Source organism: Streptomyces sp. NRRL WC-3626 (genome assembly GCF_000718785.1).
GTDB lineage: Bacteria > Actinomycetota > Actinomycetes > Streptomycetales > Streptomycetaceae > Streptomyces > Streptomyces edwardsiae.
The window spans coordinates 178,158-197,659 of sequence record NZ_JOCA01000023.1 but is presented as its reverse complement, the minus strand read 5'-3'; the positions used below and the strand labels follow the sequence as shown (position 1 = coordinate 197,659).

Annotated in this window: 19 protein-coding genes; 8 read left to right on the top strand and 11 right to left on the bottom strand. The window is 71.2% G+C overall.

Annotation, left to right across the window (positions count from 1 at the left end; translation table 11 throughout):
• Window positions 1-32: 32 nt before the first annotated feature.
• Window positions 33-1,640, top strand: coding sequence for an endo-1,4-beta-xylanase (locus IF28_RS0128980; RefSeq protein ID WP_234325368.1), 1,608 nt, complete (start codon window positions 33-35; stop codon window positions 1,638-1,640).
• Between the two features lie 361 nt (window positions 1,641-2,001).
• On the opposite strand, the gene IF28_RS0128975 is transcribed toward IF28_RS0128980, so the two are convergent.
• Together IF28_RS0128975 and IF28_RS0128970 are read right to left on the bottom strand one after the other, a co-directional pair.
• On the bottom strand, window positions 2,002-2,340 hold the full coding sequence (locus IF28_RS0128975; RefSeq protein ID WP_030226211.1) for a GNAT family N-acetyltransferase: 339 nt from the start codon (window positions 2,338-2,340) through the stop codon (window positions 2,002-2,004).
• Window positions 2,341-2,362: 22 nt separating this feature from the next.
• Window positions 2,363-3,352, bottom strand: a complete 990-nt coding sequence (locus tag IF28_RS0128970; RefSeq protein WP_030226207.1) for a pirin family protein — start codon at window positions 3,350-3,352, stop codon at window positions 2,363-2,365.
• Between the two features lie 121 nt (window positions 3,353-3,473).
• Here IF28_RS0128970 and IF28_RS0128965 point away from each other — a divergent pair, with 121 nt between their 5' ends.
• Window positions 3,474-3,962, top strand: coding sequence for a carboxymuconolactone decarboxylase family protein (locus IF28_RS0128965; protein ID WP_030226204.1), 489 nt, complete (start codon window positions 3,474-3,476; stop codon window positions 3,960-3,962).
• A gap of 210 nt (window positions 3,963-4,172) precedes the next feature.
• Here IF28_RS0128965 and IF28_RS0128960 read toward each other — a convergent pair whose 3' ends face one another.
• Together IF28_RS0128960 and IF28_RS0128955 are read right to left on the bottom strand one after the other, a co-directional pair.
• A complete protein-coding gene (locus IF28_RS0128960) occupies window positions 4,173-4,583 on the bottom strand; it encodes a (4Fe-4S)-binding protein (protein ID WP_030226200.1) in 411 nt (136 codons plus the stop codon).
• Window positions 4,584-4,614: 31 nt separating this feature from the next.
• Window positions 4,615-4,923 carry a GNAT family N-acetyltransferase gene (locus IF28_RS0128955; protein ID WP_030226197.1) on the bottom strand — a complete coding sequence of 103 codons (309 nt, stop codon included), beginning with the start codon at window positions 4,921-4,923 and terminating at the stop codon, window positions 4,615-4,617.
• 201 nt (window positions 4,924-5,124) lie between these two features.
• On the opposite strand from IF28_RS0128955, the gene IF28_RS0128950 reads away from it, so the two are divergent.
• Window positions 5,125-5,592 (top strand): MarR family winged helix-turn-helix transcriptional regulator, encoded by a 468-nt coding sequence (locus IF28_RS0128950; RefSeq protein ID WP_030226194.1) that lies wholly within the window; start codon window positions 5,125-5,127, stop codon window positions 5,590-5,592.
• 23 nt (window positions 5,593-5,615) lie between these two features.
• On the opposite strand, the gene IF28_RS0128945 is transcribed toward IF28_RS0128950, so the two are convergent.
• Entirely contained in the window at window positions 5,616-7,427 is a 1,812-nt protein-coding gene (locus tag IF28_RS0128945; RefSeq protein ID WP_037894200.1) for an ABC transporter ATP-binding protein, read from the bottom strand.
• Between the two features lie 278 nt (window positions 7,428-7,705).
• On the opposite strand from IF28_RS0128945, the gene IF28_RS0128940 reads away from it, so the two are divergent.
• The 4 genes from IF28_RS0128940 (at window position 7,706) to nhaA (ending at window position 12,429) form a co-directional block, all read left to right on the top strand.
• Window positions 7,706-8,203, top strand: coding sequence for a VOC family protein (locus IF28_RS0128940; RefSeq protein ID WP_030226189.1), 498 nt, complete (start codon window positions 7,706-7,708; stop codon window positions 8,201-8,203).
• 180 nt (window positions 8,204-8,383) lie between these two features.
• Window positions 8,384-9,028 carry a trimeric intracellular cation channel family protein gene (locus IF28_RS0128935; RefSeq protein ID WP_030226186.1) on the top strand — a complete coding sequence of 215 codons (645 nt, stop codon included), beginning with the start codon at window positions 8,384-8,386 and terminating at the stop codon, window positions 9,026-9,028.
• A gap of 118 nt (window positions 9,029-9,146) precedes the next feature.
• Entirely contained in the window at window positions 9,147-10,403 is a 1,257-nt protein-coding gene (locus tag IF28_RS0128930; protein ID WP_030226183.1) for an amidohydrolase, read from the top strand.
• A 148-nt stretch (window positions 10,404-10,551) separates the two neighbouring features.
• Window positions 10,552-12,429, top strand: a complete 1,878-nt coding sequence (nhaA, locus tag IF28_RS0128925; RefSeq protein ID WP_030226179.1) for a Na+/H+ antiporter NhaA — start codon at window positions 10,552-10,554, stop codon at window positions 12,427-12,429.
• A gap of 99 nt (window positions 12,430-12,528) precedes the next feature.
• Here the strand turns inward: nhaA and IF28_RS0128920 are convergent, their stop codons facing one another.
• The 3 genes from IF28_RS0128920 to IF28_RS0128910 form a co-directional block, all read right to left on the bottom strand.
• The gene (locus IF28_RS0128920) at window positions 12,529-13,686 is read right to left on the bottom strand and encodes a cellulose-binding domain-containing protein (RefSeq protein ID WP_030226175.1); all 1,158 of its coding nucleotides are present in this window, start codon (window positions 13,684-13,686) and stop codon (window positions 12,529-12,531) included.
• A gap of 73 nt (window positions 13,687-13,759) precedes the next feature.
• A complete protein-coding gene (locus tag IF28_RS0128915) occupies window positions 13,760-15,130 on the bottom strand; it encodes a cellulase family glycosylhydrolase (RefSeq protein WP_030226172.1) in 1,371 nt (456 codons plus the stop codon).
• Between the two features lie 265 nt (window positions 15,131-15,395).
• Entirely contained in the window at window positions 15,396-16,298 is a 903-nt protein-coding gene (locus tag IF28_RS0128910) for an RNA polymerase sigma-70 factor (RefSeq protein WP_030226169.1), read from the bottom strand.
• Between the two features lie 176 nt (window positions 16,299-16,474).
• Here IF28_RS0128910 and IF28_RS0128905 point away from each other — a divergent pair, with 176 nt between their 5' ends.
• The gene (locus IF28_RS0128905; RefSeq protein ID WP_030226167.1) at window positions 16,475-16,963 is read left to right on the top strand and encodes a carboxymuconolactone decarboxylase family protein; all 489 of its coding nucleotides are present in this window, start codon (window positions 16,475-16,477) and stop codon (window positions 16,961-16,963) included.
• A 43-nt stretch (window positions 16,964-17,006) separates the two neighbouring features.
• Here the strand turns inward: IF28_RS0128905 and IF28_RS0128900 are convergent, their stop codons facing one another.
• From IF28_RS0128900 to IF28_RS0128890, 3 genes are all read right to left on the bottom strand, one after another.
• Entirely contained in the window at window positions 17,007-17,474 is a 468-nt protein-coding gene (locus IF28_RS0128900; RefSeq protein WP_030226165.1) for a hypothetical protein, read from the bottom strand.
• A gap of 108 nt (window positions 17,475-17,582) precedes the next feature.
• Window positions 17,583-17,915 (bottom strand): hypothetical protein, encoded by a 333-nt coding sequence (locus IF28_RS0128895; RefSeq protein WP_030226162.1) that lies wholly within the window; start codon window positions 17,913-17,915, stop codon window positions 17,583-17,585.
• Window positions 17,916-18,006: 91 nt separating this feature from the next.
• A complete protein-coding gene (locus tag IF28_RS0128890; protein ID WP_030226160.1) occupies window positions 18,007-19,476 on the bottom strand; it encodes an aldehyde dehydrogenase family protein in 1,470 nt (489 codons plus the stop codon).
• Between the last annotated feature and the right edge of the window lie 26 nt (window positions 19,477-19,502).

The following is a 19,502-nucleotide window of genomic DNA, read 5'->3' as shown; positions in this document are numbered from 1 at the left end:
GTGCCGGCACCTCCGCGCCCGCGGGGGGACCTGTGGAGGACCTCCTGAACGGCAGGGACTGGGCTCACTTCGCCGGCGCGAAGCCCACGCGCACAGGGGTACGGGTCACACCCCTCGACCGGCGCATCACCCGCCAGGACGGTACCGGCGGACAGCCGAACCCGCCGGTGAACCTGCGCGGTCCCCACATGGTGTTCCGAGGGGATGTCCGGATCGAAGCGGGCCTGCGGCGCACGGATGAAACGGATGCCTACCTGCATCTGTACGGTGAGACGCCGGTCGTCTACGACGAATGGCGCTACGAACGGCGCGGCGTACGCATCGGCGTGGTCGGCGGGAGGCTCCGGATCGACCGCTGGGACGGGGACTCCGACAGACCCGCGATGACCCGGACCTTCGGGAGCGGCCTGGGGCGCGTAGTCCGCCTCGCCGTCGAAGTCCGCGCGGACAGGCTTGTGCTGGAGGCCGACGGCAGGGTCGTGGGAACCGTTCCCGCGCGGGACGTCTTCGGCAGCGGCCGCATCTGGTTCGGCGCGGATGCGGGAGTGCGCGGGAAGGGCTGGACCCTCAGCGATCTCCACGCGCGGTCACTGGGACGGGGCCGGATGTCCGTCGTGGACGCGCCCCGCCTGCGAGTGCCCCGGTCCAGCGATGCGATGCGTGATCTGGCGGCGGTTCTCCCACGCCCGATCCGCATGGGAACCGCCCTGGCCGCGGGCCCCTTGCTGACTGACAGCGCCTACCGCCGGACGGCGGGTGAGGAGTTCTCCATGCTCACGCCGGAGAACGACTTCAAGCCGCAGTTCGTCCAGCCTCGACGGGGCGTGTTCGCGTTCGCGGAAGGCGACACCTTGGTGGACTTCGCCGAGGCCAACAGGATGAAGGTGCACGGCCACACCCTCGTCTGGTTCGAAGCCCTGCCCGCATGGATGCGCGCCGAGATGACGCACGAGCGACGCAGGCGCGTCATGGTGGAGCACATACGCGCGGTAGCGGGCCACTTCCGGGGGAAGGTGGCGGAATGGGACGTGGTGAACGAGCCCATGTCCGACGAGGACGAGGACTACTCCAACGGCAACCGGGGCGTGCGGCCACAGTTGTGGTTCGAAGCGATGGGTGAGCAGTACATCGACATCGCCTTCCATGCTGCCCGCGAGGCCGACCCGCACGCGGTGCTGTACCTCAACGAGTACGGGGTGGAGGAGGACGGTCCACGCTGGGATGCCCTCTACGCGCTGCTGATCCGGTTGAAGGAGCGGGGCGTTCCGATCGATGGCGTCGGTTTCCAGGACCACGAATACGCCGTCGGCGACCGTACCGACCCCGAGGTCTTCCGACGCAAGGTCCGGGCTTTGGCCGGACTCGGCCTGAAGGCCCGGGTCTCGGAGGCGGACGTCCTCGTCGACGAGGACGAAGAGGACGTCCAGGCCCGCCAGTTGGCGGGGAAACTCGCGGTCTGCGGCGAAGAACCCAACTGCACCTCGTTCTCGACCTGGGGTTTCACCGACAAGTACGGTTCCACGGCCGACCTGCGACACTATCCCCCGAGTCCGGGGAACGCTCTTCCCTGGGACGCGGCATACGAGGCGAAACCCGCCTACTGGGCACTGCGTGACGTCCTGGACGACGCTCACCGCTGAGGTACTGGATAGGTACGGCGAACACCGCGAACGACCTGAGGCCGATCCGGCCCATCACCACGCCGTATCGGCCGGTACCACGTCACGAACGGGATCGGCATCCGCATGCGGAGGGCCCGCGGGCCCGGTGACGGAGCCGTTCGGTCAAGTTGATGCCGCGTCACCTACATGAGCATCATTACTTGACGCGCCCACGAGATGAACGTGCCCCGGCGTTCCGCGACTCCGGTGTCACAGACGGCAGTTGACTGCCCGTAACGCCCCGACCGAGCAGGCCGTTCCGGCGCGTTCCGAAGCCGCCGGGTCCGCGGTCCACCAGCCGTCCGGCAGCCGACCGGCAGCCGTCCGCCGGCAGGACCACTCAGCCGAGCTGCGCCTTCAGCCACCGCAGGACATCGGGTGTGACCGGGTCCGTGATGTCCGCGAACTCATCGTGCCGCTTGAGGAACTTGGCGACGTAGGGGCAGACCGCAACGATCCGCATCCCGGACGCGCGCACGTCGACGAGTGCCTGCTGGACCAGCTGTGGCGCCAGCCCCTGGCCGGCGAAGGCGTCGTCGATCTCCGTGTGGAAGAAGACGCGTCGCACGCCCAGGTCACGGTAGGCGGTCAGACCGGCGCGCCGGCCGTCGACCAGGATCTCGTACCGGCTACCGCCGTCCGTGCGCTCGACGACCGTGGTGGTGGAGGGCTCGCTCATGGTGTGCCTTTCGCAAGGAGGGTCAACGGGTCGGTGGGTTCCGGCGCGGTGTGATGACGGCGTTCGGCAGGGCCGGTGCGGGTAGGGGACCGCCGGGAAAGTCCTCGATGACGCCGAAACGGCCGGAGGATGCCTCCCAGTCCTCGCGGGCTTTCACCATGTCCTCGTGGCTGCGGCCGACGAAGTTCCACCACATGACGATCTCCTCCTCGAAGGGAGGTCCTCCGATGAGGACGGCCCGCGCCGGGGCGTCGGTCTCGTTCACCATCGTCAGGGTGTCCGCGCCGCGCGGGACGTAGCCGAGTTCGGCAGGCCGCAGCACGGTGTCGGCCAAGCGGATGTCACCGCCGTCCACCAGGAGGCCGTGCTCGAAGGTCGCGTCCACGGCGAGGGTGAGCGTCGCACGGGGTTCGATGACGATCTCGGCGCCGAGCAGCGGCGTGAAGGTCCGTACCGGGGAGGTCCGGCCGGCGAGCGAGCCCAGGAAGACCCTGATCCCGGCGCCGTCGACCTGCGCGGGTTCGGGCACGTGGTGCTGGAAGTCCCGGGCGGTGTGGCGGTGTTCCCCGGGCAGCGCGACCCACAGCTGCACGCCGTGGAGGACGGCGGTGTCCGGGGTGGAGACCTCCGAGTGGGCGATGCCGTGTCCGCCGGTCATGAGGTTCATCTCGCCGGACCGGATCAGGGCGTGGGTGCCGAGGGTGTCGCGATGTTCGATCTCTCCGCTGAACAGCCAGCTCACCGTCTGCAGTCCGGTGTGGGGATGCGGGGGCATGTTCATGCCCCCCGAGACGGCGACCTGGTGCGGGCCGTAGTGGTCGGCGAAGCACCAGGCGCCGATGAGTGTGCGCCGCCGCTGGGGCAACGTCCGCCTTACGCGCATCGCGCGTGGCCCCCCGAGAGGGACTTCGCGCGCCGACAGGACATCGACACCCGGGGCTCCCGCCGGCCGGTCGCCTTCGACGAGCGCACCACAGCGCAGAGCCTCGGCATCGGTTTCCGCGTTGCTCACCGAGAACACCTCCCCTACGAATTAGTTGTTACGTCAACTATGCTGCCACGGGGCAGGCCGACGGCCAAAGCACCCGCACGAACACAGGCCACTCCGAGCGTGGCCCGAAGGAGGCCCCGACATGAGCGAGCGCACCCACGTCTCCCCGCCCCGAAGGATCTACATCGACAAGCAGAGCCCCAAGGCCTTCCACGCCCTGGTGCAGGTCTCGGAGGCCGTCCGAGCGGCAGCCTCCGAAGCCGGACTCAACCGCACCGTCGTGGAACTGATCAATCTCCGCGTGTCGCAAATCAACGGCTGCGCCTACTGCCTCGACGTGCACACCACAGCGGCCCTGCGCGCCGGTGAATCGCCGCAGAGACTCGGAGTCCTGAGTGCGTGGCGGGACACCGGCCTGTTCACTCCCCCGGAGCGCGCCGCCCTGGCCCTGGCCGAGGCCACGACCGATCCGGTGGACGCCGCGGCCCAGGAATCCGCCTACGAGGCCGCCCGGGAGGTTCTCTCCGGGGACCAGATCTCCGCCGCGATCTGGGTGGCGGTCACCATCAACGCGTTCAACAGCGTGTCGATCATGAGCAAGCATCCCGTACGTCCGCATCGCAACGAGTAGAGGCGGCCGGGGACATGAAACCTGGCGCGGGCCCGGTCACCAGCCATGACGACCGGGCCGGCTCAGCCGGGGCGACGGGTGAACCCCTTGCGGAGACGGCCGATGAGTCCCTGAGCATCGAGCACGGCGTGTTCCACCCCGGCGACGGTGATCAGGCCGCCGTCCGTCTCGCGTGCCGCGCAGACCCACCAGATCAGCCGAACGGCAGCGTCACCGGCCGCACGGCCCCGCGTGGTCGCAGTAGGGCGGGAGGCGGCTCTGCCCGCAGCCGCACAGCACGACCCTGGTCTCGGTGCGTGCGCCCTGCGGCGTGTCCACACTCAGCTCCCCGCGCACGGTCAGCTGGCCGGCGGCACCGCGGGTGATCGTGGTGGGCCGGTCGGGGGTTTCCGTCCCGCCCTCCGCGAGTTCGTACCGGAGCGCGCCCGAGGGGCAGCGCCGCACCACTTCCGCCAGGCGTTCGGCCGTGGATTCGTCGGGCTGGATCCACGGCCGCTTCGCCGTGTCGAACACCTCGGGCAGGCCGTGGACGCATTCCGCGGCATGGAGGCAGCGCCCGGCCTCGAAGGTCACCGTGATCGACTCGGTCCGGTACGCCTTCGGCCCGGATTCACCGCTCATACCCGTCTCCCTCACCGCCGCGCCCGGCTTCTCAGTCACTGACCTTGCTGCGGGACTGGTACAGCAGGTCCTGGTACTCGGGGTGCCGGCTGATCCAGCCCGCGAAGAAGGGACAGGTGGCCAGCACCCGCAGGTTCGCGGCGCGCGCCTCGTCAAGGGCGGTGCGGACCAGCGCGGAGCCGACCCCCCGGCCCTCGTACTCCGCCTCGACCTCGGTGTGCACGAACGCGACGAGCTCCGTCGTACGGATGTATTCCGCGACGCCCGCCACCTTGCCCTCTCCGTCGACACGGGCCTCGTAGCGCTTCGCCTCGGGTACGTCGCTCACTTCGACCGTCATGCGTCCTCCTCGTGGGTCCGATCCCGCTCGACGCGACGAATGCCCGTCGGCCGGACATGAGCCTAACCCCATCAGGTTGATGCATCAACTTAAAGGCGACGAGAGTGCGAGCACCGCCACCACGGACACGGCCCCGCCGAAGGCCGCGTCGCCGCCACCACAAGTGGATGAGCTGTCAACAATTTCGTTAGGCTGCCCCTCATGGACGCACCACCGCGCTGGCTCGATCCGGAAGAGAAGGCCGCCTGGGACAACTTCATCCGCATGCAGGAGACACTCATCGGACGGCTGTCCCGCCGCCTGCAGGCCGACTCCGGAATGTCCGCCTCCGACTACATCGTGCTCGTCAGCCTCACCGAAAGGGGCGACGGGCGGATGCGCTTCCTGGACCTGGCCAAACTCGTGGAGTGGGAGAAGAGCCGGATGTCCCACCAGGTCACGCGGATGGCCAAACGCGGGCTCGTCTCCAGGGAGGAGTGCCCCGACGACGGACGCGGAGCGTTCATCGTCGCCACCCCGGCCGGTTACCGGGCGATCGAGGAGGCCGCGCCCCAGCACGTCGAGCACGTCCGCCGCCTGTTCATCGACGCCCTGACACCGAACCAGCTCAGCACACTCGCCCGGCTCAGCAAGCGCGTCCTGGACCACATGGAGAAGCAGCCGGACTGACCTGGCGCGGGGACGCGGCGCGCTCACGCGTCCGGGGGTGAGGCGGGGTCCGTGAGGAAGCCGCCTGACTGGTGGTGCCAGAGTTTGGCGTAGGCGCCGTTCGCTTCGAGGAGTTCGGTGTGGGTGCCCTGTTCGACGATGCTGCCGCGGTCGAGGACGACGAGGCGGTCCATGCCGGCGACGGTGCTCAGACGGTGGGCGACGACGACGGCGGTGCGGCCGTCCATCAGCCGCCACAGGGCGTCCTGGACGAGGATCTCGCTCTCCGAGTCGAGTGCGCTGGTCGCCTCGTCGAGGAGCAGGATCGGGGCGTCGCGCAGGACCGCGCGGGCGAGGGCGACGCGTTGCCGCTGGCCGCCGGAGAGTTTCACGCCCCGCTCCCCCACCAGGGTGTCGAAGCCTTCGGGGAGCTGGTCGGCGAACTCCGTGACGTGGGCGGCCGCGGCCGCCGCGTGGATCTCCGCGTCGGTGGCGCCGGGCCGGGCGAAGGCGATGTTGTCCCGCAGGCTGCGGTGGAACATCGCCGGGTCCTGGGGCACGTAGGCGATCAGTGAGCGCAGGTCGGTCTGGCGCAGCCGGCGGATGTCCTGGCCGCCGATCAGAAGGCGTCCCTCGTCGATGTCGGACATCCGCAGCAGGAGCCGGGTGAGGGTGGTCTTGCCGCCGCCGGACCTGCCGACCAGGCCGATCCGGGCGCCGCCGGGGACGTCCAGGTCGAGGCCCTCGAAGATCGGTTTCGCGCCCTCGTGGGCGAAGGTGACGGCCTCGAAGCGGATGCCGGTGTCGCGCGGTGCGAGCGGTTCGGGTTCGGCCGGGTCCAGGACGGTGGGCGGGTCCCGCAGCAGTTCCGTGAACTGTGCGGCCTCGGTCGTCGAGCTCTCCAGACGCCGGTAGATCTGGTTGAACTCGAACATGATCTGGGTGGCGTTGGAGTAGTAGGTGAAGGCGACGACGATCTCCTCCACTCCCTGGCCCGGCCCGCCGAAGGCGATGGCGACCAACAGGCCCAGTACGTTGGTCAGTACGGACATGGGAGCGACCAGGGTGTCGACGCGCAGATTGCCGTAGTCCCACGATTTCAGCGTCAGGCGGCGGGATTCGGCGACCCGGCTGCGGTGTTCGCCGGCCTCCCTCCGCTCGGCCGCGAACGCCCGGATGGTCTCCATGTTCATGAGGCTGTCGGCGACATGGCCGGAGACCCGGGCGACCGCGGCCTCCCGGTCGTGGACGAGCGCCTGACGTCGGCGGATCAGGGGCGTCGCACCCGCCGCCGTCAGTACGATCATCAGCAGGAGGCCGGCGACGAGCAGGGGTTCGTAGTGCCAGAGCACGACGGCACCGAACACCAGTGGCACGAGGCTGCCCACGATCCGGTACGTCACCGTGTCGACGAAGTCCTCGAAGCGCCGGCCGAAGCTGAGCACCCGCTTGGTGAGGGAGCCGGCGAAGTTGTCGTGGAAGAACGAGGCGTCCTTGGCGAGGAGTTCGTCCATGCCGAGCACGTACAGGTGCTCGGTGCCGAGGGCGCCCACCCGGTTCAGGCAGTGCTGTCCGATCCGCCAGACGACCTCGGCGAGCAGCAGCACCGCGCCGAAACCGAGGACGTACGGCAGTGCGGGGGCGAGGGTGAGACCGCCGTCGGCGGCGGCCTGCCCCGCCAGTTTGGCGACGAGCAGCGGGGCGACGTAGCGGATGCCGATGTTGCCCACGGCCGGGAGCAGCAGCGCGGGCAGGGCCAGCAGCCGTAACCGGATCAGTTCACGGCCGTAGAGCCGCAGCGCGAGGGCGACCGCGCCCCCGCCGGGTACCGGCCGCCGTTCATCTGTCGTCGCCATCGCACTCCCCGAGGTCGGAACTCGGAAGTGTCCCGCCGGACAAGGGTGCCAGTCCACACATTTAACGTGTAAGGGCGAGAACCGGACATCGTGCGCCGGTCCTCCGCCCGTACGCGTTGATTCCGGACGACCGGACGCCGGGGCCGAACCCGCTGCCGCGCGGGTCGGATCCGAGGTGGACCGCGTGGGCCACGCGCTTGACCTGAACCGGACTTGAGCTTCTACGTTCGCTCGCAGCCGCGGGAACCGGCCGGCGGCGTTCTTCGAGGAGGTTCGTCATGGCCGAGCGCACAGCCGGCACGGACGGGGTGGAGATCCCCGACCGTTACCGCTACGCGGTGGTCCCGCACATCATGGTCGACGACGCCGCCGCGGCGATCGACTTCTACGGGCGGGCCTTCGGCGCCCGTGAGGACTTCAGGGTCGACGCCCCGAACGGCGGGATCCTGCACGCCGAGATCACCGTCGGGCGGTCGGTGCTGATGCTGGGCGACGCGAGCACGGACGAGGCGGAGGCCGGCTCCTTCGCCGCGCCGGCCAGGCTGGGCGGGGGCACCTCCGTCACCCTGCACGTCTTCGTGCCGGACGTCGACGGCCTGGCGCAGCGCGCAAAGGCGGCCGGCGCCGAGATCCTCCAGCCGCCGACCGACATGTTCCACGGCGACCGCACCGTCGTCCTCAAGGATCCCTCGGGCCACATATGGGTCTTTCTGACGCACCTGGAGGACGTCTCGGAGGAGGAGCTGCGGCGGCGCCTGGCGGCCGCCGCCCCGTGACCGCTCCCCCGACTCGGGTGCGGTCGTCCCCCTCGCGACCGAGGGCGAAGCCCACGCACGGGTGAAGCAGTCCTCGACGCCCGTACCGGTCAGGTCCCCTGAGAAGTGATGCGCCGCCATCGGGGTCCGCGCGCCGGCGTTCCGAGCTGAGCCGGCGCGGCACGGGGTAGGGAGGCCGGTATGAGTTCCCAGCCCGCGCCGCTGCTCGCGCTCGACCTGACCGGCACATTCGCCTTCGGGCTGAACGGGGCGCTGACGGCGGTGCGCACCGCGCGGCTGGACGTGGTCGGTGTGGTCGTCCTCGGCATGATCACCGCACTGGGCGGCGGTTTCATCCGCGACGTCCTCATCGACTCGCTGCCGCCCGCCACCCTCCTGGACTGGCGTTATTACACGCTCGCCGCCGGTGGCGGGCTGATCGCCTTCGCGCTCAGCAGGCATCTGCGCCGGGCCGAGCGGGCGATCGACGTGGTCGACGCGGTCGGACTGAGCACCTTCGCGGTCATCGGCGCGGCCAAGGCGCTGGACGCCGGGCTCGGCGTCGCCCCCGCGATCCTGCTCGGCGTGATCACCGCGGTGGGCGGCGGCACGATCCGCGACACGCTCGTCGGCCAGGTCCCGACGGTGCTCCGCACCGGCCTGTACGCCATTCCGGCCATGGTCGGCGCGGCGGTGACCGCCGTCACCGTCGAGACGGGCGCGTACGGGCTGCCGGCCGCGCTGGGGGCGGCGACGGCCTGCTTCCTGATCCGTGTGCTCGGACTCCGCTTCGGGCTCGACGCGCCCGAGCCGCCCGAGACCCGCAGGAGCAGTGCCGGGGCGTAGACCGCTCCGTCCGGTTCACCCGTACGGCCGTCCGCCCCGCCCCATCTTCGTCCGGTGGCCGAGGATGGCCGGGAAGCCGCCGTTCCAGGGGGCCGGAACACGTCCGCGAGGAGCCTCGATGACTCGTCCAGCCGAGACCGTACTGGCCGGCCTCGACAGCGTCCGCGCCGACGTGGAGGACCTCTACCGGGACCTGCACCGGCACCCGGAACTCGGACTGCGGGAGCACCGCACGGCCGGGAAGGCCGCGGACGCCCTGCGGGACTGCGGCTACGAGGTGACGGAGGGCATCGGCGGCACGGGCGTGATCGGGGTACTCGCGAACGGGGACGGCCCGGTCGTCATGGCGCGGGCCGACATGGACGCCCTCCCGGTCCGCGAACAAACGGGCCTGCCGTACGCCTCCACCGTCACGGTGACCGACGGGGACGGCGACGAGCAGCCGGTGATGCACGCCTGCGGACACGATGTGCACGTGGCCTGCCTGATCGGCTCCGCACGGCTGATGGCCGGGCGGCGGGACGCCTGGCGGGGTACGTTCGTGGCGCTCTTCCAGCCGTCGGAGGAGGGGGGAAACGGCGCCGAGGCGATGATCGACGACGGTCTCACCGCGAAGTCGCCCCGGCCCGACGTCGTCCTCGCCCAGCACGTCCTGCCCTACCCCGCCGGATATGTCGGCACCCGTACGGGGTCCTTCCTGTCCGCCGCGGACAGTCTGCGCGTCACCGTCCACGGACGCGGGGCGCACGGCTCGATGCCGCAGGCGGCGGTCGACCCCGTGGTGGCGGCGGCCATGATCGTCGTACGTCTGCAGACCGTCGTCTCCCGGGAGCTGGCCGCCACCACCCCGGCCGTGGTGACGGTGGGCAGCATCCGCGCCGGCAGCGGCCCCAACGTCATCCCGGACCGGGCCGTCATCGAGCTCAACGTCCGCACCTACGACGACGCCACGCGCACGCACGTCCTGGACGCGATCGAGCGGATCGTCCGTGCCGAGTGCGAGGCGTCCCGCTCCCCGGAGCCCCCCGAGATCGAGCGGATCGCCTCCTTCCCGCCCACCGTCAACGACGAGGAGCCGACCCGGCGCGTCGCGGACGCCTTCGCCGCGTACTTCGGCGACGACGCGCACACCGTCGACCTGCAGACGGCCAGCGAGGACATGAGCGAGATCCCCCGGGCCTTCGGGGCGCCGTTCACCTACTGGGCGATCGGCGGCACCGACCCGGAGCGCTACGCCGAGGCCGTGCGGAACGGGACCGTCTCCGAGGACATCCCGGTCAACCACAGCGCCGGCTTCGCGCCCGTCGTCCAGCCGACCCTGGACACCGGAATCGCGGCGCTGACGGTGGCGGCCCTGGCCTGGCTCGGCGGCTGAGCGGTGTCCGGCCTCCCCCTTGCCCCGGACGGTGCAACACCCGGCCGCCCCGGATGCCCGGACGCCGACGGAACGCGACGATCGGGTGAGGAGAGACAGGAAGGACACCCATGCACCACGCACCGCGCGGGTCCCTGGCCGCCGCGCTGTGAAGAGTGCGGAGAGCGCCCCGCCCTCCCAGACCAGGGCCCGGCGGCGTTCGCTGGCGGCTCAGCTCGCCGATCCGGTACGCACCTACCTGACCACCGAAGCGGGCAGCGCCGGGCTGCTCCTGGCGGCTGTCGTGGTGGCCCTGGGGTGGGCCAACTCGCCCTGGTCCGGGGGGTACGAGTCGCTCTGGGCGACCGAGGCGTCCGTGTCGCTCGGCGACGCGGAACTCTCCATGGACCTGGGGCACTGGGTCAGCGACGGCCTGATGGCCCTCTTCTTCTTCGTCGTCGGCCTGGAGGTCCGCTACGAGTCCTCGGTCGGCTCGCTGGCCGGCCGCCGCCGCGTGCTGCTCCCGGCCGCGGCCGGTATCGGCGGCATGGTCGTTCCGGTGCTGCTCTACCTGGCGATCGCTCCCTGGGGCGAGGCCGGCGGCGGCTGGGGCACGGTCATCGGCACCGACACGGCCTTCATGCTCGGGGCGCTCGCCGTGGTGGGGCCCCGGTTCGTCACCCAGCTGCGGGTCTTCCTGCTGGCCGTCACCGTCATCGACGACATCGTGGCGGTCAGCGTGATCGGCCTGGTCTACTCGGACACGGTCCGCCTGCCGCCCCTGCTGATGGCACTCGCCCTCGGAGCGGTACTCGCCGCGCTGAGCCCGTTGGGTGCCTGGCGCGCGGCACCGTACCTCCTCGTCGTTCTCGCGCTGTGGCTCGCCACGCTCGCGTCCGGTGCCCACGCCTCCATCGCCGGCATGCTCGGCGGTCTCCTCATCCCCGCACATCCCCCCGCGCCCGAGACGGTGGACCGCGCCACCCGGCTCGCCCGCGCCTTCCGCCAGTCGCCCCGCGCCGACGTGGGGCTGTCGGCACGCGTGGGGCTGCAACGGGCGGTCTCGGTCAACGAGCGGCTGCAGCTGATGCTGCACCCCTGGGCGAGCTATGTGGTCGTCCCGCTGTTCGCCCTGGCCAACGCCGGTATCGACCTGCGCGGGGGCATCCTGGGAAGCGCCCTGTCCTCCCGGCTCACGTGGGCCGTCGTCGCCGGCCTCGTGGCCGGAAAACTCCTGGGCGTGTGGGGCGGAACCCTGCTCGGCACCCGCCTCCGCCTCGGCAAGCTCCCCCAGGGAGTGGGCCCGGGACACGTCGTGGGCGGTGCCGTGCTGTCCGGCATCGGCTTCACCGTCTCCCTGCTGATCGCCGGTCTCGCCTTCGACGACCCGGTCCTGCACGACCAGGCGGTCGTCGGTGTCCTGCTGGCCGCCGTGCTCGCCACCGCCCTGGGGTGGCTCGCGTTCCACCTCGCCGCCGTCCTGCGCGGCGAGACGGACGCCGATCTGCCCCGTGTCCTCGCCCGCCCGGTCGACCCGGCCACGGACCACATCGCCGGCCCCGTGGACGCGCCCCTCACCCTGGTGGAGTACGGCGACTTCGAATGCCCCTACTGCGCCCGCGCCACCGGCGTCACCAAGGAACTGCGGGAGCGCTTCGGAGACCGCTTCCGTTATGTCTTCCGGCATCTGCCGCTCCCCGATGTCCACCCGCATGCCGTGCTCACCGCACGGGCGGCCGTGGCCGCCGGCGCGCAGGGGCGCTTCTGGCAGATGCACGACCTGCTGTACGAGCACCAGGACCGGCTGGAGTTCGAGGACATCGCCGCGTACGCCATCGAGATCGGCCTCGACGTGGAGCGCTTCCTCGAGGACATCGACGCCGAGGAGACCGCCGAGCGGGTACGCGCCGACGCGGCCGGCGCCGAGGCCAGTGGCGCCCGCGGCACACCGACCTTCTTCGTCGGCGACCGGCGGCACACCGGGCCGTACGACGCGGAGACGCTCGCCGGCGAGCTCGAGAGATCCGCGTCCCACGGATCGTCCTGAACGGGGCTCGTCCGGAACACGGCCGTCCGCCCCGGCGTCCGGCCGTGTTCCGACCGGGACGCCGGGACGGGAGCGGGCCGTGGCCTGGCCGGCGGGCCGTCAGCAGCCGATGGGACTTGAGCCCACGGCCACGTCGTCGAACCACAGGGTGTCGTCGCCGGTGCCGTAGCTCTCCCAGCCGAAGCGCAGGGCGGTGGGGCGGGGCGGGGTGGTGCGGACGAGCCACTGCTGGTCGACGTCCTGCGTCGGCACACCGTCGGCGTGCAGCCCCGGAACCTGCTCGTCGTCGAGCCAGGTGTCGAGCCCTGGGGCCGTCGTGTCGATCGCGAACCGCAGGCACTGCCATCTGTCCGTCGGCAGCGGCCTGCTGAGCGCCACGCCGGCCGGACTCTGCGCCGGCAGGGTGGCGTCGTCGCTCTCCCGGTTCCACTGCAGCGCGCCGTTCTGGCCGCCCACGCGCAGGCTCCGCCCGCTCTGCGAGGAGTCGGGGAAGGACACGAAGGTGACGTGGGCGGCGGGGAGTTCGGTGGTGTGCCGTACCCACATGCGTACGTACATCACCGGTCCGACCGATGAGAGGTCCGCGGTGGCGGCGACGAAGGCGTGGTTGCAGTAGCCGGCCCGGCCGTCGACGCGCAGCGACCGGCTGCCGCTGTGCGCCACGGCGGTGTCCACGGCGGCCGTGCCGGTGCCCTGGCAGTCGGGCGCGGTGAAACGCCAGTCGCCGGACGGGGTGGTTCCGGTCTGGTCCTCGAAGTCCGAGCAGAGGGCGGCGCTGCCGCAGTCCGCGCCGGGTGGCGGGGTGGTGGGCGGCGGGGTGGTCGGGGGTGTGGTGGCGTCACCCCCGCAGGACACTCCGTTGAGGGCGAAGTCGCTCGGATCGGGGTCGGCCGAACGCCAGGTCCCCTGCAGACCGAACTCGGCCGAACCGCCCGTGGACAGCGCGCCGTTCCAGCCGAGACCGGCGGCGACGACGGACCGGCCGGTCTGCGTGACGGTCGAGTTCCACGCCGAAGTCACCTGCTGGTCACCGGCGTACGTCCAGGTCAGCCGCCAGCTGTCGACTGCGGGACCGAGATTGGTGACCTTGATCTGTGCGGTGTAGCCGCCGGACCACTTGTTCACGGTGTAGTCGACCCGGCACCCGGTATCCGCACCGCTGGCGGGGAGGACGATGAGGGCGGACGCGGACAGCACGGCCGCCGTGAGAGCCGCCGTCCAGGGACGACGCGGTAATCGTGCGAGGAGAGCGCGCACTTGAGCCTCCGGGGTAGGGGGAGCGCTCCGGCGTTCGGGATGGGGAGCGCTCCCAGTCGGGACGGGACGAGGGTCAGCTCGTGGGGAAGTTGTCGGACGTGCTGATCCGGCTCTTGAGCAGCGCGCCGGACTCGGTCAGCACACCGCTGCCGCTGTAGTCGGAGCCCTCGCAGGTGCCGGGCCGGAACGCCGCGCTGCCCTCGTCGGCGTCGGAGAAGGTCCAGTTGGCGTAGCTGATCTTCAACTGGTCCAGCAGGTCCAGCCAGGCGACGCTGCTCGCCCGGTCCACCGCTCCCCCGCCGGTGGCGCTCACCGTGCCGAACTCGGAGACGAACAGCGGGAGCCGGGAGGCGGCCCGGCCGAGTGTGGCGCGGTAGGTGTCCTTGTGGCTCGCCGCGTAGAAGTGGAAGGCGTACATGACGTTGGAGGCGTTGACGGGGTTGTCGACGACCTCGTTCTCGTTGGAGCCGTCCGAGACACCGAGCGAGGACCAGCCGCGGGTGCCGACGATGACGACGGCGTCCGGGTCGGCGGCCCGGATCACCGGGATGACCTGCTCGGCGTAGCTCTTGATGCCCGCCCAGCTCACCCCGTTGGGCTCGTTGGCGATCTCGTAGATCACGTTGTTCTTGCCGGCGTTGCGGGCGGCGACGGACGCGAAGAAGGTCTTCGCGCGGGCGAGGTTGAAGTTGGGGTCACCCGGCGTGAGGGTGTGGAAGTCGATCACGGCGTACATGCCGCGGGCCCCGGCCATGTCGACGAGGCTGTTCACGCGGCTGGTGAAGCCCGCGGGATCGGTCTCGTAGCCGTCCTCCTGCACGTACATGGAGACGCGCAGCAGATCCGACCGCCAGTCGTTCGCGAGCGCGTCCAGGGAGGCGGTGTTGTAGCACTGGCTGAACCACTGGATGCCGTGGGTGCTCATGCCGCGCAGCTGGATGGGACGGTCGTACTGGTTGCAGAGGTTGACGCCGCAGACGTGCAGCTGTCCGTTGATGCCGACGGGGGTGTCGTCGTCCGAGGTGGGCGGGGGTTCCTCGGTGGATCCGGTACAGGCGACGCCGTTGAGCGTGAACGCGGCGGGCTGCGGGTTGGCGCCGGTGAAGGTGCCGGTGAAGCCGAGGTCGACGGTCGCGCCGGTGGCCAGCGTGCGGTTCCAGCCGGCGTCGGCGGCGGTGACCGTGGACCCGGACTGCGACCAGGTGGCGTTCCAGCCCTGGACGATCCGCTGTCCGGCGTCCGGCAGGGCGAATTCGAGCGTCCACCCGGTGACGGGGGCACCCAGGTTGGTGACCTTCACCCCGCCCTGGAAGCCGCCCTGCCATTGGCTGGTGACCGTGTAGTCGACTCTGCAGCCGGCGGCCGCGGCCGCCTGGGGAGCGGTCAGCGCGGTGAGGCCCAGGACCGTCGCGCAGGTCGCCAGTAGGGCCACGAAGCGTTTCAAAGCGTTCCTCCTCGTGCGATGCGGACATGTTCGGTGCGAACTGGTGCGAGACAGGTGGAACGGTGCGACGGGAGCACGGTGGGGAGGGGGCCGTGCGCGGTGGGAGCCGTACGCGAGGTGTGATGGGAGCGCTCCCAAAGTCCGTCGGCCCGAGACCGTACACCGGTGCGTCGATGTGCGGTAGGTATGCGACGGTCAAGTGATACGGCGTTGCGGATGACCGCAGTTGGGACGGGTGCGCCGATGCGCGGCGGGGCGGGAGCGCTCAGCGCCGCAGTGCGGTCTCGTCCGTCATGTGGGACAGCTTCTCGGGGTTGCGGACGGCGTACAGGCCGCTGATGAGGCCGTCGTCGAAGCGCACCGCGAGGACGGTGTCGAGCGCTCCGTCGAGCCGGACGATCAGCGCGGGGTGGCCGTTGACCTCCGCCGGCCGCAGCGACATCTCGGCGGTGAGCCTGCCCAGGCCTCCGTACATCAGGCGGGCCACCTTGTCGGCCCCGACGACGGGGTTCAGGACGGCCTGCTTGATGCCGCCGCCGTCGCCGAGAAGGACGACATCCGGTGCGAGGACGTCGAGCAGGCCCTGGACATCGCCCGTCTCGACCGCTCGCCGGAAGGCGTCGAGGGCGTCCCGTGTCTCGGCGGACGAGACGGCCCCGCGCGGTCTGCGGGCGGCGACATGGGCCCGCGCCCGGTGGGCGATCTGGCGGACCGCGGCGGGGCTCTTCTCGACGGCCTCGGCGATCTCGTCGTACCCCACGTCGAACACCTCGCGCAGGACGAACACGGCCCGTTCGGTGGGGGCGAGCGTCTCCATCACCAGCAGCATCGCCATCGAGACGCTGTCGGCGAGCTCGACGTCCTCGGCGACGTCGGGTGCGGTGAGCAGCGGCTCGGGAAGCCAGGAGCCGACGTAGGACTCCTTGCGGCGGCCGAGCGTACGCAGCCGGGTCAGCGCCTGCCGCGTGGTGATCCGTACGAGGTAGGCGCGCCGGTCGCGCACCGCGGCGAGGTCGACGTCTGCCCACCGCAGCCAGGTCTCCTGGAGGACGTCCTCGGCGTCGGCGGCCGAGCCGAGCATCTCGTAGGCGACGGTGAACAGCAGGTTCCGGTGGGTGACGAACACCTCGGTCGCCGTGTCCGTCCGCTCCGCGCGCTCACTGTTCACCGGCTGCTCCCGTCGGCTCGTACGTCGGTCGGTCCCCCGCGCACAAGACGCCGGGCCGCCCGCTTCCGTGACACCCGTGACCGGTGGCGCACGTCACATTCCTCCCCCGTCACAGGCGCCGGGCCGCCGGCATCTCATGGTCGACCCCCTGCACCGACACGAGTGAGGACACAGCGATGGACATGCGATTCGACCTGTTCGCGAACGAGCTCGCCACCCAGTTCGCCAAGCGGTTCGCCGGAGCGGCCCTGGTGATCCAGGACTCGCCGCTGCCGAAGGCGACCCAGGAGCTGGTCTCACTGCGCGCCAGCCAGATCAACGGCTGCGGCCACTGCATCGACATGCACGTCAAGGAGGCCGCGGCGGCCGGTGAGAGCGCGGTCCGGCTGCACCTGGTCGCCGCGTGGCGCGAGTCGACCGTGTTCACGGAGGCCGAGCAGGCGGCCCTCGCCCTCACCGAGGAGGGCACCCGCCTGGCCGACGCCTCGCACGGTGTCTCCGACGAGACCTGGGCCCTGGTCCGCAAGCACTACGACGACGACCAGACCGCGGCGTTGGTCGCCCTGATCGCCCTGATCAACGCGGCGAACCGCCTCGCGGTGATCACCCGGCGCAAGGGCGGCTCCTACGAGGCGGGCATGTTCGCGACGGCGCTCAAGAGCTGACCGCGGGCCGCGTGCGGGCCGGTCCTGCCCCGCCCGCACGCGGCTACCCGCGGGCTATCGCCAGATCCGACCGCGCCGCCTCGTGCAGGACGTTCAGCGTCTCCACCAGGGGGATGGCGCGGAGGGCGGGGACGCCGCTCGACTGGTCGCGCGCGGCCCTGAGCAGGTCCCAGGTGCGCTGGTTGACGGCGTGCGCGGCGGTGGCCGCCCGTTCGTCGCTCAGCAGGACGAACGCCTCGAAGAGGATCGACCTCCGGTTCTCACTGCTTTCCATCTCCGCGAGCGCGCCGGAGGCGTCCTTGTCCTCTTCCCGTGCCTGCCCGGCCTCCATGGCGGCCCGCTGGATCTCCTTGATGCAGGACACGTACTCGATGTACGTGTCGAGCTTCCGCTCGTCCCAGCGCGTGGTCATCTCCCGCCGGAACTTGGCCCGTTCGGCGGCCGCCGTGGCGAGGAAGGAGGTCAGGGCACCGACGAGGACGCCGATCAGCGTGATGATCTGAGTGGCCATGTCGATCAAGTTACCCGTGGGGCGCGCCGATCGGGCCGCGGCGACCGGCGGTGACTGCCGCGCCCTGAGCGCGACTGCCAGCCGACCGGCGTCAACTCAGCATTGCCGTCACGGCACTTCGTAGCGAACGAGCGCCCTGGCGAAGGGCTCGCCGGTACGACGAGCGTACGCCATCCGCTCGCGCACCTCCCTCAGCGTGCGCGGCCGGTATCCGGGCCCGCCGCAACAGCTCTTGTGGAAGCGGACGCCCGCGTGCAGCAGCACGGACAGCACCCTCCACCCCTCGGTGTCCCGCCGCGAAGGCGGTGCGAACGCCGACCCCACGTGGATCAGCGGTTCCGCGCAACGCGGACACCCCCTGTACGGCCGGTCCCTGTCGTAGGGCTGCTTGTACGAAGCCCGACAGGGCAGGCAGACGAAGGAGGTCTTGGCGTGGCCCATGCGGCAAGGGTAGGCGGCGACTGCGCGAGTCTCGACGCAATTTCGGGCAAGGCGACGCACCACGACAAGCCCCGCCGGCACCGCCCCGCCGTCAGATCGGGAAGCGGGCGTGGCCCCTGGCCCGGGCCGTGACCCAGCGGATGTCGGTGAAGGCCTCGGCGCCCGGTTGGCCGCCGAAGCGGCCGTAGCCGGAGCTCTTCACGCCGCCGAAGGGGGCCTGGGGTTCGTCGGCGACGGACTGGTCGTTGACGTGGACGATGCCGGTGCGCAGTCGGCCGGCGGCCTCGAGGCCGTGGGCCAGGTTCTCGGTGATGACGCCCGCGGTCAGCCCGTACGGGGTGTCGTTGGCGAGGGCGACGGCCTCGTCGGTGCTGTCGACGACGTGGACGACGGCGGCGGGGCCGAAGACCTCGTCATAGTAGATCTTCATGTCCTTGGTGACCCCGGTGAGGACGACCGGGCGGATCAGGGTGCCCGGTTCCTCGATCTCGCCGGTGCCCGCGGCGAGTTCGGCGCCCTGGGAGACCGCGTCCCTGATGAGGGAGGCGACTCGGCGGGCGGCGGCCTCGTTGACGACCGGCCCGATCGCCGTGCCGGGGTCGCTGGGGTCCCCGCAGGGCAGTGCGCGCACGCGGGCGGCGAACTTGGCGGTGAACTCCTCGGCGAGCGACCGGTGGACGACGACCCGGTCCACGCACATGCAGATCTGGCCCGCGTTCATGAAGGAGCCGAAGACGGCGGCGTCCACCGCGTAGTCGACGTCCGCGTCCTCGAGTACCAACAGGGGGTTCTTGCCGCCGAGTTCGAGGAGGGCGGGCTTGAGGTGCCGCGCGGCCTCGACGCCGATGGTGCGACCGGTCTCCGTGGAGCCGGTGAAGTTGACCATCCGCACGCGCGGATCGGCGATCAGCGCGGAGACCACGTCGGCCGCGTCGGCGCGGTCGTTGGTGACGACGTTGAGCACGCCGGCGGGCAGTCCGGCCTCGTGCAGGACGTCGGAGATGAGCAGACCGCAGGCGATCGGCGCGTCCTCGCTGGGCTTCATGACCACGGTGTTGCCCATGGCGATCGGCAGTGCCACCGCGCGGACGCCGAGGATGACGGGCGCGTTCCACGGCGAGATCGCGGCGATCACGCCCTTGGGCACCCGCACCTGTGTGGAGTGGACTCCGTCGGCGTCGGTGGCGAGGATCCGGCCGGTCGGGCGGCTGACCTCGGCCGCCGCCTCCAGCAGCATGTCGGCGGCCAGGTGGGCGTTGAATCCGGCCCAGGGGGCGACGCCGCCGACCTCGGAGGCCATCAGCCGTACGACGTCGTCGGCGCGGTCGGCCATCAGCTGCGCGGCGCGCAGGAAGATCCGGCGGCGCTCGGCCGGCCTGGTCGCGGCCCACGTCTCGAACGCGGCGTCGGCGGCGTCCACGGCACGGCGTACGTCGTCGGGGGTGCCCGCGGCGACCTCCGCGCAGACGGCGCCGGTCCAGGGGTTGATGTCGGTCGCGGTGCGGCCCGAGGAGGCGGGGACCTCCTGGCCGTTGATGATCAGTCCTCGGGAGAGGGACACGGGGTGCTCCTGGAGAGAAGGGGTCC

Coding starts and splice junctions, on each gene's coding strand:
- IF28_RS0128975 (WP_030226211.1), bottom strand. CDS start 2,340: ATGAGCGAGCCCTCCACCACCACGGTCGTCGAGCGCACGGACGGCGGT.
- IF28_RS0128965 (WP_030226204.1), top strand. CDS start 3,474: ATGAGCGAGCGCACCCACGTCTCCCCGCCCCGAAGGATCTACATCGAC.
- IF28_RS0128960 (WP_030226200.1), bottom strand. CDS start 4,583: ATGAGCGGTGAATCCGGGCCGAAGGCGTACCGGACCGAGTCGATCACG.
- IF28_RS0128955 (WP_030226197.1), bottom strand. CDS start 4,923: ATGACGGTCGAAGTGAGCGACGTACCCGAGGCGAAGCGCTACGAGGCC.
- IF28_RS0128950 (WP_030226194.1), top strand. CDS start 5,125: ATGGACGCACCACCGCGCTGGCTCGATCCGGAAGAGAAGGCCGCCTGG.
- IF28_RS0128945 (WP_037894200.1), bottom strand. CDS start 7,427: ATGGCGACGACAGATGAACGGCGGCCGGTACCCGGCGGGGGCGCGGTC.
- IF28_RS0128940 (WP_030226189.1), top strand. CDS start 7,706: ATGGCCGAGCGCACAGCCGGCACGGACGGGGTGGAGATCCCCGACCGT.
- IF28_RS0128935 (WP_030226186.1), top strand. CDS start 8,384: ATGAGTTCCCAGCCCGCGCCGCTGCTCGCGCTCGACCTGACCGGCACA.
- IF28_RS0128930 (WP_030226183.1), top strand. CDS start 9,147: ATGACTCGTCCAGCCGAGACCGTACTGGCCGGCCTCGACAGCGTCCGC.
- IF28_RS0128905 (WP_030226167.1), top strand. CDS start 16,475: ATGGACATGCGATTCGACCTGTTCGCGAACGAGCTCGCCACCCAGTTC.
- IF28_RS0128900 (WP_030226165.1), bottom strand. CDS start 17,474: ATGGCCACTCAGATCATCACGCTGATCGGCGTCCTCGTCGGTGCCCTG.
- IF28_RS0128895 (WP_030226162.1), bottom strand. CDS start 17,915: ATGGGCCACGCCAAGACCTCCTTCGTCTGCCTGCCCTGTCGGGCTTCG.